The sequence below is a fragment of the Lactiplantibacillus paraxiangfangensis genome (assembly GCF_036246185.1).
GTDB classification, from domain to species: domain Bacteria; phylum Bacillota; class Bacilli; order Lactobacillales; family Lactobacillaceae; genus Lactiplantibacillus; species Lactiplantibacillus paraxiangfangensis.
Window position 1 is genome coordinate 24,372 of record NZ_BTPW01000012.1, and the last position, 18,121, is coordinate 42,492.

The following is an 18,121-nucleotide window of genomic DNA, read 5'->3' on the forward strand; positions in this document are numbered from 1 at the left end:
TTTAGAAAGGATCATTTATGTTTTATAGTTTAATTACCCCCTGTCTGCCAAATGAACTTGAGCAGTTATTGGTTTTAAAAAATAATCTAACGCGTCAGACGATGACCGATTTTGAATGGCTGATTGCTTGCAACCAACCCATCGACCTGACCCAATCAAAGTGGCAGGCGCCATTCCCAATTCGTCAAATCACGTTTACGCCCGATACCGTCGGGGCAGCCCGTAACCAGGCCATGCAAGCGGCCAATGGTGACTGGCTCGTCTTCGTTGATAGCGATGACTACCTCTTACCTAACGCCTTGATGGACGCCGCTGCTATCATTAAGACTCGTTCAACGGACGTCTTATACGACTTGAACCAGTACCCAACTTATGAACCACACAGTGCCTTTGCCACCAGCCACGAAGCTGACGGCACGCGCGATGACTTACCAAAATGGGGCGGTCGGAAACGCAACCGGCCTAAGCGTCACACGGTTAATTTGCCTGCTGACGCGCTCTTACCAGCGGACTTATCCGTTGACCCACTCGTCATGAACTGGCTTCAACACCGTTACCTTGAACATACCGGGGAACAACGTTGGGACGGGCTTAACCGCCAGTTAAAAGTTGCCGGTAAGATTGTGGCCCGCCAATTAGTCGAAGCCCAAGCGTTGAAATTCAATGAGGAAAACCCGTTGTACCCCGACGCACCGTTCATGTTGCCATTAATTGCCGCAACGACTAGTACGATTCGGCTTAGCCAACATACTTACGTCCGGGTTAAACATAACGACCCCATTAACCACCCGTCGGTTCATCAACTAGATGATCCCACTCGTTGGACTAAACGGGTTCAAGATTGGCAAACTGCATTAGCTACCCAGACGCCAGATTCAGAAGGCTTTAATAAGTATGCGGTTCGGGCGCTACACCGCCTCCACCGTTACTTATACGCCGCGTTAGCAACTCGAACCGGAACGGTTGCTGAGGAACAACGCGCTGAACTCTTACAGACTTTACAAGGCTTCTTAAACGATGTGCCAGAATCTTTGATTAAAGAAACGTTACGTGGGCAAAGTCGCCGGGTCTTACTTACGATTCGGCGCAACGGTAGCTTGCCGCAACGTTCAGTAAACCGAATTGTCCGTTTGCGTGAACTTAACCGCGTGCTCCATCGGCACGGCCGGGGCATCACTAAACTGGCTTACAACTGGTGGTTTACTAAGTTGCCAATCAAGCCTACAACGATCTTTTACGAATCCTTCTTGGGCCGTAACTATTCAGATAGTCCTAAAGCAATTTATGAATACTTGCAACGGACGTATCCCGGCAAGTTCCACCACGTTTGGATCATGAACAAGGGGGTTGAACCTAACCCTGGGCATAATCCGAATACGACCGTTGTCAAACGGTTCGGCTGGCGGTACATGTACTACTTGGCAACCTCGAAGTTCCAAGTGATCAACATGCGTCAACCTAAATGGTTTATCAAACGTCCGGGCACGAAATTCCTGTCTACTTGGCACGGGACGCCGCTGAAACACTTAGTCTTTGATATGGACAACGTGGCCAGCGCCAACCCACTGTACAAAGAGATTTTTTACCACCAGTCCCGGCAATGGGATAACCTGATTGCGGCGAACCAGTTCTCAGTTGACGTATTTGAACACGCCTTTATGTACCCAACTGACCGCATGCTCAAGTCTGGTTACCCACGTAATGATATTCTAAACGCCCCGGACAAAGTCGAACGAACCCGCGCCATTAAAGAAAAGCTGGGGATTCCGTTAGACAAAAAAATCATCCTCTACGCCCCAACTTGGCGTGACGATGATTACTACGGTGTCGGGGATTACAAGTTTACGTTGAAATTAGACATTGCCCGGCTCCGGCGTGAACTTGGTGACGACTATGTGCTGGTCTTACGGACCCACTACTTCATCACCGAACATTTGGACACCACCGACTTCGGCGATTTCGTTTACAATGAATCCAGCTACAGTGATATTTCTGAACTGTACCTAATTTCAGACGTTTTAATCACCGATTACTCGAGTGTCTTCTTCGACTACGCCATTTTAAAACGACCAATTCTTTACTTCGTTTACGATTACGAGAAGTACGGCAGCGTGTTACGGGGCTTCTATCTCAACATGGAGAAAGACTTACCAGGGCCACTGCTCAAAACGAACGATGACGTCTTGGCTGCTTTACATGACCTTCCCGCACTCAACCGTGAATACGCGGACGCTTATCGCAAATTTAGCGACCGCTTTAACGCTTGGGAAGACGGCCATGCCAGTGAACGGGTCGTCAACGATTTCTTCGGTGACGTTTTACCAGCACCGCGCGCTAAATAATTGCATTTCTTACAAAACAGCGGATTATAAAGTTTGGGGTTAACGCCCCAAACTTTTTTCTTATCACTAATTAAAAATTGAAAATACTAGAACCAGTTTAATCGCTGATTTCCCGATTTTACGCCACCGACATCTTGAGAGACGCGTTTTTTCGGCTCTCAAGTGAGGTTCATGACCGCTTTTTGGCATGAACCGGTCGCCACGGCGGATGAAATCACGGACGATCGGAAGCGGGGATCTTAACAATTTTATTGGTGCTATCGTTGCTACATCAGTTAACTAGCAAACAGCTTCAACTTTCAATCTTAAGTCATTAATAAAAAACCAGTCAAACAATGAGGGATTACTAATGGAAACACCACGGATCATGCCATCGACCTTAACGGATGGCACTTTTACAACTATTTTTGATGATGAAGACCACTTACTCAGTCAGTGCCGAATCAGCGATACGACGCTTCCAGCAATCGATTTTCCACACCCGATGCTCGACCACGTCATTTTTGAAAACGTCGTGTTCACTAACCAGACCTTTGAGCGGTTAGAAGTCACGGACGCCATTTTTAACAAATGCGATTTTTCCAACTGTCACTTTGAAAAAGCCAATATACTGCGCGCTCAGTTTACGAATTGTAAAATGGTCGGGCTCGATCTAACCGGCGCGATTTTGAATAACGTTTCCTTTGACAACTGTCGCCTTGACCTGGCACTCCTCTGTGAAATGCAACTAAAAACGACCCACTTTAACGATTGCCAACTGATTGATGCGAGTATCATGGCTGATCGACTCACGAAGGTTCAATTCAACCGTTGTGACCTCGATAAGGCTTCTTTCAGTGAAACCCGCCTCAAAAACGTTGACCTCAGTAGTTGCCAATTTGACCAACTTGAACTCGATCCCGAGTTAGTCCGGGGCATGCAAGTTAACTTATATCAGGCTGCTAGCTTAGCCGCAAGTCTTAACGGGATTCAAGTCAAATAGGGCTATCCGCTTCGTCACTAACCGTACAAATACTTTTAGGCCCCACTTTCAGCATTTACACGAGGTAACGCAAATGATTCACTATCAATTTTATTATTCCAGATGGCATTTTTTAGGCGCACTACTAACTGGATTTGGCCTCATCATGGTTGGCTTAGCCTTAGTGCTCATGAAGCACTGGTGGTTTCTTATTCTAGGCGTTGCCCTAATTTTGCTTGGACTGTTCGCCCAATTAATCATTCTGCACCGCCTATTGACGAACCCCGTTGTTTTAGACGTTGGCCCAAAAGGCATTGCTTACCGTTACGGGACCTTTAGTAACCAAAAAATGATTTGGATTCCCTGGGCTAATGTCCAGGATATCAAGTTGGGAGACATTACCTATGAAAACTACGGTGCCGACGTTCCCCTTCCCATGAAGCTTGAACACATTACAATCATCGTAACGGACGGTTTTTTGAAGGATTACAGTATGTTTAGAGATAACATTTTTATTGCTGGTAACGAGTTGCGAATCACCACGAGTAACCTTCGCAAGTTCAACGCTGCGTATTTATTGGCCGGTCTTAAAGCCAATCATTAACTCACTATAGATAAAATAAATAACGCCCACTGAAGTCTTGATGAACATCATCAAAGCTTCAGTGGGCGTTATTTGAACAATGGCAACCAGAACTTGCCACTCATTTATGATTAATCCAATTTAAACTGCTGACCACTAAATCCGGTCCGATCCTCAGCAGTGATGGGCCGAATGACCCGGCACGGATTTCCAGCCGCAATCACGTTAGTAGGAATGGCATGGGTCACGACGCTCCCCGCACCAATAATGGTATGTGCCCCAATCGTGACGCCGGGTAAAACCGTCACGTTGGCCGCCAGCCAACACTGATCTCCAATTGTGATTGGTTGAGCCTGACAACCGCCATTGAGTCGTTCCGTAGCGTCAAACAGGTGATTACTGGTATATAACCCGACCTTTGGCCCAAATAACACGTGGTCACCAATTGTAATTGGCGCTCCGTCTAGCAAGACACAGTCGTAATTGGCGTAAAAGTCATCCCCAACGTGGATGTTACGGCCAAATTCAACCCGAAAATTAGGGTTCACAAACGGGGCCCGTCCTGTTGAACCAATCAGATTCCGTAGTAACCGTTCTTTTTCTATCGAATCAGCCGTCGCGTTAAGCAGATCCGTCTTTTCAATGGCCTGATCACGCGCCGCTACTAGGTCGGCATCTAAGTCATTATACGGTTTACCCGTAGCCATATACGCAAACTTTTCATCTAAGTTCATCATTATTTACCCGGACGAATAAAGTTCAAATACCAAGTTAGCGCACAAATGCCTTGTGCTGAACGAATTTTTCCATCCTTTACCAGCGCAATGACCTTCGTCAGTGGCACTAGTTGGGTGTTAACGTATTCGTCGTGGTCAAAATGCTTGGCGGCATGTTCACTCGGATCGATGTGCGTCAAAATCAAGCTGACCGTTTCATTCGTGAACCCTTCTGAAGAACTGATTGCGGTCATAACTTGTGGATCATGCGCAACGTATCCGGTCTCTTCTTGAAGTTCGCGTTTCGCCGCCGTTAGCGGATCTTCGCCTTCATTGATCAGTCCCGCTGGTAACCCAATTGTCTCAGCGTTGCGACCAACCCGGTATTCTGACCCGAGAACGACTTGGTCATCATCGGTAATGGCGAGAATCGTCACCGCGTTGCCATGATCAATGAGGTCCCGCTCGACTTTCAGACCATCCGGTGTTTCAATTTCTTGTTTGACTAAGTTAAAAATCGGCCCTTGATAGACTGGCGTCTGCTTTAAGACTTTACCCGTCCGTCCGACCTTTTCAAAAATATCTGACATTGTTGCTTACCTCTTATCTATATTAATCAGCTGCGGGTGGTAACATCTTGCGAATCCCACCGCGCGGGTCGGGAACGTCGCCGCGGTACCGTGGAATCAAATGAATATGACAATGCATGACCGTTTGTCCCGCATCCGGCCCGACGTTAATACCAAGGTTATACCCATCCGGATGATAGTGATCGTCCAAATAAGCCTTGGCTTGCGTCACCAAATCAAACATGGCGTCCCGCACAACTGGAGGAAGCTCAAAAAAGGTGGCGTAATGTTGCTTGGGAATAATCAACAAGTGTCCCCGTCGAACAGGATGAATATCATAAAAAGCCGCCGCCAACTCATTTTCTAATACGTACGGTTGCGGTTGACAAAAAAGACATTGCAAGTCTTCATCCCCTTACTTTTCTAACCAGCCACCATCCACGGGCGTTACCGTACCGTGAATATAATCGGCGTGCCGACTCGCCAAAAATAACGTCAAATCAGCCACTTCTTCTGGCTGGGCCCAGCGCTTGGCTGGTGTTTCACTAGCGACCCACTTGGCCATCTTACCGTCACCTGCAAAATCCGCCGCGTTCATCGGGGTATCGATTGCACCGGGTGCAATGCAATTAGCACGAATCCCCTGCGCCGCGTAATCCAGATCCAACTGTTTCGTATAACCAATAATGGCGTGCTTAGCCGCGGTATAAGCCGCACCACCGCCACCACCAACGAGACCGGCAATCGACGCCATGTTCACGAAGACGCCGTGTTGGCGCTTGAGCATCGCTGGCAAGACCGCGTTGGTGACCAGAAACTGACTAGTCAGGTCCGTCGCCAAGATATCTTGCCAAGTGGCTAAGTCAATGGCTAACGTCGGTTGATAGCCATCCAGTTTACCAGCCGTATTGCAGACGATTTGGGGTGTGCCTAAGGCCGTAATACCCGCTTGAATTGCATGGTTCAATGCGACTGCATCCCGCACATCCGCCACTTGAACATTCAGTTGATTGCTTTTTAAATCAACCGGGTGTTGGTCGATCGCAATGACGGCCGCGCCCTGTGCCAAAAAGGCTTGAACTTGTGCACGCCCAATTCCTGACGCCGCCCCGGTGACTAGCACCGTCTGTCCTTCAAACTCCGTGAATTTCATTAGTCAACGAGTTGCCAGTCAGTGGCTAAAATATCACAATCCGTTGGTGACCACATACTGTACGCTTCATCCGCCGTTTTAATTAAAAAGTACGGGTTCAACGGGTCCCCCTCAAACGTGGTCTTAGCTTGTAGGATCACGAATAGTTCGGTCCCTTCCCAGCCGGTCCGAACCGCCTTTTTGCCAGCTTTTAATTCGGGTAAGATTGCTTCAAATGTCATATCCATTCCTCCATTTTCTAATTACCCAAATCGTATCATAATCACACTTTCAGGAACAGGTTTAAAATTTGTACCAACAAATTATGTTTTATGGCTGGTATGGACCAATTAAATATGCGATAATGAAAGCGAATACAGAAGCTAACTATTTTTTGGAGGGATTTATTTATGAGTAAACTTGGTGTCTCCGTCTATCCAGAACGGTCAACATTCGAAAAGGACGCTGCCTACTTGGATTTAGCAGCTAAATATGGTTACAAGCGGGTCTTCACGTCACTGCTTGAAATCAAAGGCGATCAGGATGAAGTTGTCAGCAACTTCAAGAAAGTCATCACTTACGCCAACAAATTAGGCCTACAAGTGATGGTCGACGTTAACCCCGGTTTATTTAAACAACTCGGCGTTTCCTACGACGATCTTTCATTTTTCCACGACTTAGGTGCCTGGGGCGTCCGTTTAGACCTCGGGTTCACCGGCCAAGAAGAAGCCCGGATGACTCACAACGAATACGGCTTGAAGATCGAAGTGAACATGTCTAAAGGGACCCATTACGTGGATACCATCATGGACTATTCACCCGAAAAAGATAACTTACTCGGGTCACATAACTTCTACCCACAACAATACACCGGACTAGGTCACGACTACTTTGTTCAGACTTCTGAACAATACCGTCAATACGGTATCAACACGGCCGCCTTCGTTTCTTCTAACGATGCAACTTACGGTCCTTGGCCAATGCAAGACGGCCTGTGCACCCTTGAAGAGCACCGGGGCTTAGCCGTTGCAGCGCAAGCCCAACATCTCAAGATGACTGGTTTGATTGACGACGTCTTGATTGGTAACGCGTATGCCAGCGAAGCTGAATTGAAAGCCGTTAGTGACGTCTTCTTCAGTCCTTACCCACTACTACACGTGGACACCGTTGCTGACTTGACAGATGTTGAAAATAAAGTGCTCTTTGCCCAACCACAAACTTACCGGGGCGACTTCTCTGACTATGTGATCCGGTCCTCACAGACCCGGGTGATTTATAAGGATGAAGCCTTTCCTGCACACCATACCGATGATGTTAAAGCCGGCGATGTCTTAATCGATAACGATGACTACGGTCAATACAAAGGCGAATTACAAATTGCTCGCCGTGATTTCAAGAACACCGGTCGGATCAACGTGGTTGGTCACGTCGTCGCTAGCGATGCCTTATGCTTAGCCTTATTACAACCATGGGCAGATTTCAAGTTCGTCGCATCTAAATAAGATTGTCAAAGGGGGCACCTTAATGACTGCAGATTACCGGTTAACAACCGACGCCGACCGTGAGAAATTCTATCAGCTTTACCAATACGCTTTTAATAATCAGGACTCGCCGACTCGCCGGGCTTTCTTTATGGACCGCTATCAACATGGCTGGATCTATGGTCTCCACAATCAGAATCGACTCGTCAGTGGCCTATACAGTCTCCCCTTAGAAGTGAATTTTCACGGCGTCAAGTACGCCATGCACGGGATTGGTGACGTCATGAGTGCACCGGAATACGCTGGCAAAGGTGGCGCTGGCAAGTTGCTAACGACGGCCTTAGAAGCCATGGCAGCTAACCACGTACCGCTATCCTACTTGGCGCCATTTTCCTACGGGTACTACCGTCGCTTTGGCTACGAGCACGTCTTTGACCACTGCCACTACGTGATGGCGGCCAAGGACCTGCCCCGAATCAAGCCACACGATTTAACGGGCACGGTGACCCGCTATGGAAACGACGGCCTCGAACTAATCAATGCCTTTTATGAACAACAGCCCGCAAGTCAGCGCGGGGGTGTTATTCGGCCAGCTTGGTGGCGCCATTACCTGACCTTAAAACACAACTGGTCCGTAGCCATTTATCGTAATTCAGCTGACGTTATTGAAGGCTACTTGATTTACGATCGTGAGTCGACTAATTTTGCCATTCAGGAATGGTCAACCAGTACCCCGTCCGCATTTGAACGGTTGGCAAACTTTGTCACCAAACACGGGACAACTTTTGAAACGTTCAGTTACGAAGCACCGAGCGCTGACAACCAGCTCGACTTCCTAGCCGATCCGTACACGGCTACGGCCACGACGACGCCATACATGATGGCCAGAATCGTCTTATTGCACGACTTTATCGCCAAGTATCCGTTCACCGCTGATGTTACGCCGATTCGGCTTGCCGTCAGTGATGACACCCTTGCGATTAATCAAGGCATCTGGGAATTATCACGGAATCATCAGGTTGTCACGTTCAACCGGGTCAGTCCCGAAACGACTGGTCAGTCTGACTTACAATTATCCATTCAACAATTGACCAAAGCACTCTTTGGCACCCGCACACTGCTCAGCGCCTTAGAACACGGTCAAATCACCGGTGATGCCGACGATGCCGCCCGCTTAGACGCCAGTTTAGTCAACACCCGCCCAGCGTTGATCGATTACTTCTAATGGAAATTACAGCAACAAATTAATTACCTAATAAAAGGGTTTGGGACAAAGCTCAAAAGGCCAATCAGAAAATTTCTGGTTGGCTTTTCCTATTGCTATGGTCGAAACGTGCGCCAAAAGGCAATTTGTTCCGCTTAACCCGAAAGCAGTGACTATTCCAAAACCCAGGAATAATCACTGCTTTCACGTTAATGCTCGCAAATTAACCGCCTTTTGGCCCACTCTCTGCACTCACTGTTTAATTTTCATACAAGTACCCACCCTCACGCAGCGTCGCTTGAATCGCAACTAGCTGATCCGGTGTTTGGTAACCTACCGTGTGCGTGTGGATGCCGTCCGTGAGTTCGGATAATAAGTGCCCCTGTTGCTTTTGGAGACGACCCATGAAGAGGTTAATGTCACCCACCGTCCGCAATTCTAGTTCACCACGCAAGCGGCCGTACAACGGGTGTTCAATGGTCACGTCCTTAATCACGCCCCCGGCCTGCACGATCCGCGTCATCTCATCAGCGGCCTCATTCGGAAAATGCCGACAAACCAAGATGGCTGTCGGTTGCGCTTCATCTTCCAACTCGTAGCCGTGTAACGTTGCAATAATTTTCAACCCGTTAGCGCGCAGCAGTGAAATATCTCCGACCACCGTTTGGCGACTGACACCCAATTGCTGAGCTAGCGTCGTTGCACTAACCGCTAGTGTGCTCGTCGACAGCGTTGCTCGTATTTGATCACGTCGTTCTGATCCTGTCATGACCTCATCTTCTTTACTCATCAGTTAGTCCTATTTTACCAGAAAGGGTATCAAATAAGTGTACCGAATCTTTTCATAATTGAAAAACTATGCTACACTGTTTTCAATTGTAAGGGTGTCAAGACACCTAACTAAAATTGAAAGAGGTTTACCTTATGCGTAATTTGTCGTTACTGACGGACCTGTACGAATTTTCCATGGCGAACGGTTTTCAGCATGACTTACCCGACACGCAGGCCACGTTTGACGTCTTTTATCGCCGCGTTCCCGACGCCGGTAGCTTTGTCATTGCTGCTGGATTGCAACAAGTGGTCGAAGCATTACAGCAATTTCATTTTAGTTCTGAAGATCTCGCCTACTTCGAGCAGCTTGGTCTCTGGGATGCTGACTTCTTAGCCTACTTAGCCGATTTTCAACTCGACTGTCAAATTCAAGCCGTTGCTGAAGGGACCCCGGTCTTTCCGCGCGAACCGCTATTAACGGTGACGGGCCCCATCGCTCAGGCACAACTACTAGAAACCCTCGTTTTAAACATCCTGAACCACCAGTCCCTAATCGCAACCAAAGCTCGCCGGTTAACTTTTGCCGCCGAAGAACGTCCCATTATGGAATTCGGTGCCCGGCGCGCCCAGGGACCTGACAGTGCCATCTACGGGACCCGTGCCGCTGTGATTGGCGGCGCCAAAAGCACTTCCAACGTCCTGGCCGCTAAAGCGTTCAACATTCCCGCTGCCGGTACCATGGCTCACAGTTGGATTGAAGCTTTTCCCGATGAACTGACCGCCTTTCGCAAATGGGCGGAACGCTATCCGGACAACAGTGCGCTCCTTGTAGATACGTACGACGTTCTCAATTCAGGCATTCCTAACGCCATCACGGTTTTCCAAGAACTACGCGATCGCGGCCATCAGCCAGTCGGGATTCGCATTGACTCTGGCGACGTTGCAATTCTTGCCCAACAGGCGCGTAAAATGTTGAACGCCGCGGGTTTCCCCGAAGCTAAAATCACCATTTCAAACGCGTTGGATGAAACCATCATTACGTCGCTCTTACAACAAGACGCTCCCATCGACAACTTCGGAATTGGTGAAAAACTCATCACCAGTGCTTCCGCCCCCGTTTTAAGTGGCGTCTACAAATTAGCTGCCATCGAACGTGACGGTCGCGTCGAACCTAAAATTAAAGTCAGCGCCAGTCGTGAAAAGCTCACCATTCCTGGTAAGAAACAGGTTTACCGCTTGTACCACGCCGGTACCAAGCAGGCCTTTGCCGACTTGATCGCCCTGACTAACGAAACAATCGTTGGTGCAACGAACTTAGCCGTCTTCAACAGTAACCCACTAAGTGTGGACCACCACCACGTCCTGACCAACTTCGACGCACGACCACTACTAGTGCCGGTTACCTTAGAACCCTCAGCACCGCTCAGCGTCCAAGTCATTCAATCGACTAGTCAGGACCAGTTAGCAGAGCTACCGCGTGCCACGCAACGGCTGGTTAACCCTGACGTCTATCCGGTTTACATGACAGCGGCCCTAGGTCAGTTACAGACGGAACTCCTGCATCAGGCGACGGTGTCAGAATAAAATAAGCCAACATGATAAAAGGTGTTCCCCAGGATTCTGAGAAGCACCTTTTATTGTGGTCAATTATTTTGGGGTTATCACAGACGCTCAGCCAACAAGTCGACACCACGTTGATAGTCCAACTGACGTTCACTGGTGGGCATCATCTCGCCACCAGTTGCCCAGACGATGTGAGTCACGTTGGGCCCCGCAAGCTGTGGAAACGCAGCCATCAGGGGTTTAATCGCTGTAAAGCCCGCCGCGGCCGACGGTTCGACCGTTAGTTTTTGCGTATCAATCAGTTCACTGACATAAGTGAATAAATCATCATCGTTAAAGGTAACACTGCCTAGCAGTAGGGTCCGCATAATCTTGCCCGCAATCCGTGACGGCCGGCTGACGGCTAACCCGTCCGCTGCCGTTAGCCCATCGAGTCCAATATCTTGAACTGAAATTCGATGGTTCAATTTGGTCATCATCCCCAACGTCACGGACGGCACGTGGACGGGTTCGCAAAAGACGGGATGGATGTTCGCACCCATAATCATCTTGAGGCCAAAGGCGACGCCACTCGGGCTACCACCAACGCCCGCTGGTAAGTACACGACAACGGGGTGATCCGCATCGAGCTTGATTCCCCGTTGTTTTAGCTGGGCTTGCAGCCGGACTGCTGCCACGGCGTACCCGAGAAACAAGTCCGTCGACCCCTCATCATCGACAAAGTGACAGTGGGGATCGGCCTTGGCCGCTTCCCGTGCCAATGGAATCACACTTGAGAAATCCATGGCAAACTCCTTCACCGTCACACCGCTAGCCCGCAAACGATCTTTTTTCCACTCCCGGGCATCATGCGACATGTAAACCGTCGTTTTAAAACCGAAGCTTGCCGCTGCAATCCCAACACTGAGCGCCAAGTTTCCAGTCGACGCTACAATGACACTGTACTGTGAAAATAACTCATGGTACTTAGGCGTTGCCAAAATACCGTAGTCGTCCATGTACGTTAAGTCCGTCCGTTGCATGGCCACGGTCTCTGCAAACTTGAGCACTTCATAGATGCCGCCCCGTGATTTGATCGAACCGGAGACCGGTAACTCACTATCAGCCTTCAGGTACATCTGCCCCATCAATGATCGCCGGTTTAGCATCTCCCACGCCGCCTGCATGCGATCGATATGGACCAATGGGGATTCAATAACCCCGTGGGTCGCCACCGTTTCGGGAAACGCCTTTTCCAGGTACGGCGCAAACCGTTCCCAACGGGCAACTGCATCAAAAATCTGGGCCTGCGATAACGGTAGCTTGGCGGTCTTCCCATAGTCTGGATTTCGCCAAACAATCGGGCGTTTTGCCATTAAATCTTTGATCTGCGGATATTGTTTGATTAACATTTGCTTATCCATTACGCTCAAGTCCTTTACGTCAGATTGACTTACCAGTACCCATTACTTTGACTCGCATTTAACCACAAAGCCTCATGGGATACAAGCTGACACGGCTATGGTATAAAGTACAGCTAATGCCCGTCTGAAGCCACTTAACAATCAAATTTCGCCTGTTAGCTTTTAAAAATTATAGCTGATTCTTTCAGTTTCCTAATACTGTTTAATCATAAAACTAAAGAAAAATCTAAAACTGCTATTAATACCGTTACAGTAACGATGATCATCCCCAAATTATCCGCTCCGTCGGGTAGCCCTGGTGTGCTAAAAACAGATTTACTATTTTGATTTCGATAATCGGAGGTTGCCACTGATGATATCGGTCGTGAAGGTGGCGTTGGCACGGCGGCTTTTTTGCCGGGCTTACACCACGGACGGTCCGGAACAATTGCGTCTTTTGCAATCGTTCCGGGCGAGGGCCGAGACCGCTTTTCAGGCTCGACCCGGTCCCACGACCGCATGTCATCAGCGGCAACCGGACTAACCAACAAACAGTAAAAAAGCCTCTCAGAAATCAAAAATTTCTGAGCCGCTTTTAACTTAATCAAGTGTTATTTTAAATCCGCACCATTAGTCTTGATAACTTTTTGATACCAGTAGAACGAATCCTTCTTAGAACGGTCTAACGTTCCATTGCCTTCATCGTCTTTATCAACGTAGATAAAGCCGTAACGCTTAGACATCTGACCAGTTCCCGCAGAAACTAAGTCAATGCAGCCCCATGGGGTATAGCCAATTAAGTCCACACCGTCTTCGTTGACCGCTTTGATCATCTCGCTAATGTGGGCCCGCAAATAATCGATCCGGTATGGATCATGGATTGACCCATCGGCTTCAACCTTATCACGCGCACCCAAACCATTTTCAACGATCATCATTGGCTTGTTGTAACGATCCTGTAGCCAGTTCAATGAATAACGCAGGCCTTCAGGGTCAATTGGCCAATCCCATTCACTCGTCTTGAGGTATGGGTTGTCAACGGCTTCAGTCCCAACAAAGTGGTAACTTGGGTTGTCAGCTTTACCTTCAACGGTGTTGGAGTTGTAATAGCTAAAGCCGATGTAGTCAACGGTGCCTTCCTTTAAGACTTGACGGTCTTCCGCCGTAATATCTGGACGGAAACCAGTCTGCTTGAAGAAGGCCTCCATGTTCCGTGGGTAGTAACCCCATGATTGAACATCGGCAAACCAGTAACGCCGTTGCATGGCTTTTTCAGCCTGCATGATATCTTGTGGCTTTGCCGTTAGTGGGTAAATTGGGGTCATGTTGATCATGTTCCCAATCTGGAAGTCAGGGTTGATTTCGTGACCAATCTTAACGGCTAACGCACTCGCAACCACTTCATAGTGGGCTGCTTGATACATTAAGGCTTCAGCATCGGGATCGTCTGGTTTTAAGACTAACCCCGAGTCAGTTGCCATCAAGAACTGGTTCGTATAAGTCGTCTGGTTATTGATTTCGTTAAAAGTCATCCAGTACTTAACTTTGTTCTTGTAACGTTTGAAGACCGTAGTTGCGTAGTGAACAAAGAAATCGATAACTTTCCGACTCCGCCAGCCACCGTACTCTTTAACTAGGTGGTAAGGCATTTCAAAGTGCGCTAGCGTAATTACGGGTTCGATGCCGTATTGATGACAAGTATCGAACATGTCATCGTAAAACTTCAACCCAGCTTCATTAGGTTCTTCTTCATCACCGTTAGGGAAAATCCGGGTCCAGGCGATTGACGTCCGGAAACACTTGAAGCCCATTTCAGCAAATAATTTAATATCTTCTTTGTAATGGCCGTAAAAATCAATGCCATCATGGTTCGGGTAGTTTTTCCCGGCAATGACACCATCGGTAATTTCACGGGGAACACCGTTGGCACCAGCCGTCATCACGTCGGCCATGCTGACGCCTTTACCGCCTTCTTGCCAGCCGCCTTCGAGTTGGTGGGCAGCAACCGCGCCACCCCATAAAAAGTCTGATCGTAAACCGCTCTTAGTTGTCATCAAAAAATCGTCCTCTCTCTATAAATCTTCACCGTTACTTGCAATGACCTTTTTGTACCAGTCAAAGGAATCCTTCTTAGAACGGTCAAAGCTTCCTTGACCGTTATCATCAGCATCCACGTAGATGAAACCGTAACGTTTGGCCATTTCACCGGTGCTGGCAGAAACTAAGTCAATGCAGCCCCATGGCGTGTAACCAATCAAGTCGACCCCGTCTAAGGCAACGGCTTCTTCCATCGCTTTAATGTGATCATGGAAGTAACTGATCCGGTAATCGTCATGCACGCTACCGTCCGCTTCCTTCTTATCGTAGGCACCGAAGCCATTTTCAACGATAAATTGTGGTAAGTGCCACCGGTCTTGCATCCAGTTCATGGCATAGCGAAGACCAGTTGGGTCAATTTGCCAACCCCAGTCGGATTTTTCAACGTATGGGTTTTCAACGAAATCGTCTGGTTCTTTGAAATCGTAGTCGGTATCGCCATCCTTGCCCTTGGTAACAAAGGACATGTAGTAACTAAAGCCGACGTAATCAACCGTACCAGCCTTTAAGGTAGCTAAATCGGCCGCCGTAATATCCATGTCAAAACCTTTACGTTCAAAGTACTTTGGTAACCACTTTGGATATTCCCCTTGGCAGTGAACGTCGCCAAACCAGTAACGCTTTTGCATGGCCCGTTCCGCCATCATGACATCACTTGGCTTTGCAGTTAACGGATAGATTGGGCACATGGCGATCATGCAACCAATCTGGAAGTCAGGGTTAATGGCGTGACCAGCTTGAACTGTCAACGCACTAGCGACTAATTCATAATGGGCCGCCTGATACATTGCTTGTTCCCAGTTGTCATCCTTGCCGAGTTCCAAACCAGAGTTTTGAAGTAACGGGTGTGGATCACTCCAGGCCGTTTGGTTATTGATTTCGTTAAAGGTCATCCAATACTTAACCTTGTTCTTGTAACGCTTGAAGACCGTTTTAGCAAAGTGGACGAAGAAATCGATCATCTTACGGTTACCGAAACCACCGTATTCCTTAACTAAGTGGTAAGGAATTTCAAAGTGAGATAACGTAATGACGGGTTGGATATGGTGTGCTAACAAGTCATCAAATAAGTCGTCGTAAAATTTCAATCCAGCTTCATTTGGTTCTTCTTCATCACCGTTAGGGAAAATCCGGGTCCAGGCGATTGACGTCCGAAAACACTTAAAGCCCATTTCTTCAAATAATTGATCATCTTCAGGATAACGGTGGTAAAAATCATTGCCCCAGTGGTTCGGGTAAATTTCACCAGGTTTGACCCCGTCAGTGACTTTACGAGGAACCCCGTTACGACCAGCAGTCATCACGTCAGCGATACTAACGCCCTTACCGCCTTCTTGCCAGCCCCCTTCTAATTGATGGGCAGCGACCGCGCCACCCCATAGAAATCCTTTGGGCATTTTATATCCAGTTGCCATAAATCGATTACCTCCAAATAAGTTAGCTTACTTTTTTGTTTAGAAATTGACCAAATTAGCTCTAAACCGCTAAACACCGCGGCCATAATGATAAAAAGGGGCCTCCACCCAACACCAGTTATGGTATTTGTGTGGAACCCCCAATTAATTAACGATTATTTAGCTTCGTCAGCAGCTAAACGCCGATAAACATCCACAACTTCACCAGCTAAATCGCGGAAGGTAATGGCATTCATGATATGGTCTTGTGAATGAACCAAGAGTAAGGAAACGTGTGTATGTTCCCCTTGGGCTTCCGCCGTTAACATTGAAGTTTGTGAGTTATGTGCTTCAGTTAAGAAGTTATCAGCTTCCTTCAACTTAGCATCCGCCGTGTCAAAGTCGCCTTCTTTAGCAGCCTTGATAGCTTCAAAAGCGGAACTCTTAGCGTTACCGCCATTGACGATCAGACCCATGATTGTTTCGAGACTTGCTTCAGTTTCTTTTGGTGCTTGTGTTTCTTCTGCCATTAACCCTCATCCTTTTAGCCTAAATTTATTAGTTACTTATACAATCAAAATGCCACCGGACCAATAGTGATTAACTACCATGGTCTGGCAGCATCTAGAAATCATTTAGTTAGCTTTTGCAATTGAAGCTTCAGCTTCGCGTAATACCTTTTCGCCGTTCATCATGCCGTAATCTTGCATGTTGATAACTTCAACAGGAATTTCAACCCGTTTTTGGAAGTCGCTTAACATGTAACGAACCTGTGGTCCAAGCATTAAGATGTCTGGATTCTTTTCTTCCAACTTAGCGTCGGCGTCACTGGCAGCGGTTGCAAAAATTTCTGCATCAATACCGTCTGCTTCAGCAGCCTTTTGCATCTTTGAAACTAATAGTGAAGTTGACATCCCAGCAGCACATACCAACATAATTGTTTTTTCAGCCATAATAAACACGCTCCTAGATAGATTTAAATTAATTTATTTCAGCGGTTGCTTTAGTAAACCGCTTTCATTACAATTAGAATTATAAGTCATGGGTACAAATTTGACAAGCCTTATTAATCAAGTTTACGCAATTTATTTAATTGGTACCCACAAATTATTCTACCGGAAGAAGTGAACCATTATGTATCGTGAGATTGCGACCAAACTCGTCAATGCCATTCAAGATGGCCAATTTGAAACAAAATTACCGACCGAAGCCCAGTTGATGGAACGATTCCATGCCAGCCGTAACACGATTCGTAAAGCAATTGATTTAGTCTATCAACAAGGACTCTTACGACGTGTGCAGGGCAGTGGTTATTTTATTACCAATATTCAGTTAAAACATAAAACGGTCGTGAACCTGTCCGCTCGCTCCATGTTAAATAGTAACTTACACCCCCGTGATCTCGAATCAAAGGTCCTCACCTTTGATACCATTCACGGCGATACCGCACTCAGTCGCCAACTAGGCATTCCCGTCGACGAAGAACTTTACCGGGTCATTCGGTTACGCTACTGGCATAACCAACTTTACTGTTTAGAAAAGGCCTACTACCTCCGTTCAGTTGTGCCTTACCTATCCACTGAAGCCGTAAATTCTTCAATTTGGGACTTTTTAAGTGAGGCGTACGGTATCGGTATCGCTAACAGTGATGACTACCTTTCCCTAACGAACCTATCAGTGGAAGAATCGCAATTAATGGGGCTCGGCCACGGGGATACTTACATGACCTTAGATTCTTGCAATTATTATAAAAATAACGGCCTCTTAGACTTTTCGCACACCGTCTTCGTCTATCCCGACTTAGCCCTGTATTTTCACACAACCAACTTAGCCAATAATTAATCGGTCCCGTTATTTTTAGGATTTGGCCTATTTTATGAGCCAATTGGACTGAAACCGTCGCCAATCCTACCTTGTCAGCAATTA

The 18,121-nt window shown here is 47.6% G+C and carries 19 protein-coding genes; 7 read left to right on the forward strand and 12 right to left on the reverse strand.

What is annotated here, in order from left to right:
- The first annotated feature begins 17 nt into the window (after positions 1–17).
- From AAA939_RS07930 to AAA939_RS07940, 3 genes are all read left to right on the forward strand, one after another.
- Positions 18–2,342 (forward strand): bifunctional glycosyltransferase/CDP-glycerol:glycerophosphate glycerophosphotransferase, encoded by a 2,325-nt coding sequence (locus AAA939_RS07930; RefSeq protein ID WP_338210777.1) that lies wholly within the window; start codon positions 18–20, stop codon positions 2,340–2,342.
- Positions 2,343–2,691: 349 nt separating this feature from the next.
- Positions 2,692–3,324, forward strand: a complete 633-nt coding sequence (locus AAA939_RS07935) for a pentapeptide repeat-containing protein (protein WP_338210778.1) — start codon at positions 2,692–2,694, stop codon at positions 3,322–3,324.
- Positions 3,325–3,397: 73 nt separating this feature from the next.
- A complete protein-coding gene (locus AAA939_RS07940) occupies positions 3,398–3,907 on the forward strand; it encodes a hypothetical protein (RefSeq protein WP_338230760.1) in 510 nt (169 codons plus the stop codon).
- A 110-nt stretch (positions 3,908–4,017) separates the two neighbouring features.
- Here AAA939_RS07940 and AAA939_RS07945 read toward each other — a convergent pair whose 3' ends face one another.
- From AAA939_RS07945 to AAA939_RS07965, 5 genes are read right to left on the reverse strand one after another with little or no spacing between them, the layout of a single operon-like run.
- Complete coding sequence (locus AAA939_RS07945; RefSeq protein ID WP_338210814.1) at positions 4,018–4,620, reverse strand: sugar O-acetyltransferase; 603 nt, start codon at positions 4,618–4,620, stop codon at positions 4,018–4,020.
- A gap of 2 nt (positions 4,621–4,622) precedes the next feature.
- Complete coding sequence (locus tag AAA939_RS07950; RefSeq protein ID WP_338210782.1) at positions 4,623–5,192, reverse strand: NUDIX hydrolase; 570 nt, start codon at positions 5,190–5,192, stop codon at positions 4,623–4,625.
- 22 nt (positions 5,193–5,214) lie between these two features.
- Positions 5,215–5,574 (reverse strand): HIT family protein, encoded by a 360-nt coding sequence (locus AAA939_RS07955; RefSeq protein ID WP_338210784.1) that lies wholly within the window; start codon positions 5,572–5,574, stop codon positions 5,215–5,217.
- 12 nt (positions 5,575–5,586) lie between these two features.
- A complete protein-coding gene (locus AAA939_RS07960; protein ID WP_338210786.1) occupies positions 5,587–6,324 on the reverse strand; it encodes a 3-oxoacyl-ACP reductase in 738 nt (245 codons plus the stop codon).
- A complete protein-coding gene (locus AAA939_RS07965; protein ID WP_057707372.1) occupies positions 6,324–6,545 on the reverse strand; it encodes a DUF2829 domain-containing protein in 222 nt (73 codons plus the stop codon). Before AAA939_RS07965 ends, AAA939_RS07960 begins: the two co-directional genes overlap by 1 nt.
- 168 nt (positions 6,546–6,713) lie before the next feature.
- Here AAA939_RS07965 and AAA939_RS07970 point away from each other — a divergent pair, with 168 nt between their 5' ends.
- Positions 6,714–7,805, forward strand: coding sequence for a DUF871 domain-containing protein (locus tag AAA939_RS07970; RefSeq protein WP_338210787.1), 1,092 nt, complete (start codon positions 6,714–6,716; stop codon positions 7,803–7,805).
- Positions 7,806–7,827: 22 nt separating this feature from the next.
- Positions 7,828–9,009, forward strand: a complete 1,182-nt coding sequence (locus tag AAA939_RS07975; RefSeq protein ID WP_338210788.1) for a GNAT family N-acetyltransferase — start codon at positions 7,828–7,830, stop codon at positions 9,007–9,009.
- A gap of 238 nt (positions 9,010–9,247) precedes the next feature.
- Here AAA939_RS07975 and AAA939_RS07980 read toward each other — a convergent pair whose 3' ends face one another.
- Positions 9,248–9,778, reverse strand: a complete 531-nt coding sequence (locus AAA939_RS07980) for a 3H domain-containing protein (RefSeq protein ID WP_338210789.1) — start codon at positions 9,776–9,778, stop codon at positions 9,248–9,250.
- 134 nt (positions 9,779–9,912) lie between these two features.
- On the opposite strand from AAA939_RS07980, the gene AAA939_RS07985 reads away from it, so the two are divergent.
- Positions 9,913–11,343 (forward strand): nicotinate phosphoribosyltransferase, encoded by a 1,431-nt coding sequence (locus tag AAA939_RS07985; RefSeq protein ID WP_338210790.1) that lies wholly within the window; start codon positions 9,913–9,915, stop codon positions 11,341–11,343.
- 77 nt (positions 11,344–11,420) lie between these two features.
- On the opposite strand, the gene AAA939_RS07990 is transcribed toward AAA939_RS07985, so the two are convergent.
- The 6 genes from AAA939_RS07990 to AAA939_RS08015 all read right to left on the reverse strand — a co-directional run bounded on the left by AAA939_RS07990 (position 11,421) and on the right by AAA939_RS08015 (position 17,148).
- On the reverse strand, positions 11,421–12,725 hold the full coding sequence (locus AAA939_RS07990; protein ID WP_338210792.1) for a D-serine ammonia-lyase: 1,305 nt from the start codon (positions 12,723–12,725) through the stop codon (positions 11,421–11,423).
- A 206-nt stretch (positions 12,726–12,931) separates the two neighbouring features.
- Positions 12,932–13,255: a hypothetical protein gene (locus AAA939_RS07995; protein WP_338230761.1), complete on the reverse strand. Its 324-nt coding sequence runs from the start codon at positions 13,253–13,255 to the stop codon at positions 12,932–12,934.
- A gap of 60 nt (positions 13,256–13,315) precedes the next feature.
- On the reverse strand, positions 13,316–14,758 hold the full coding sequence (locus tag AAA939_RS08000) for a 6-phospho-beta-glucosidase (RefSeq protein ID WP_338210794.1): 1,443 nt from the start codon (positions 14,756–14,758) through the stop codon (positions 13,316–13,318).
- 18 nt (positions 14,759–14,776) lie between these two features.
- Complete coding sequence (locus AAA939_RS08005) at positions 14,777–16,216, reverse strand: 6-phospho-beta-glucosidase (RefSeq protein ID WP_057707365.1); 1,440 nt, start codon at positions 16,214–16,216, stop codon at positions 14,777–14,779.
- 155 nt (positions 16,217–16,371) lie between these two features.
- The gene (locus AAA939_RS08010; protein ID WP_125072610.1) at positions 16,372–16,725 is read right to left on the reverse strand and encodes a PTS lactose/cellobiose transporter subunit IIA; all 354 of its coding nucleotides are present in this window, start codon (positions 16,723–16,725) and stop codon (positions 16,372–16,374) included.
- Positions 16,726–16,830: 105 nt separating this feature from the next.
- On the reverse strand, positions 16,831–17,148 hold the full coding sequence (locus AAA939_RS08015) for a PTS sugar transporter subunit IIB (protein ID WP_338210795.1): 318 nt from the start codon (positions 17,146–17,148) through the stop codon (positions 16,831–16,833).
- Between the two features lie 181 nt (positions 17,149–17,329).
- Here AAA939_RS08015 and AAA939_RS08020 point away from each other — a divergent pair, with 181 nt between their 5' ends.
- Complete coding sequence (locus tag AAA939_RS08020; RefSeq protein WP_057707362.1) at positions 17,330–18,037, forward strand: GntR family transcriptional regulator; 708 nt, start codon at positions 17,330–17,332, stop codon at positions 18,035–18,037.
- Positions 18,038–18,121: the final 84 nt, after the last annotated feature.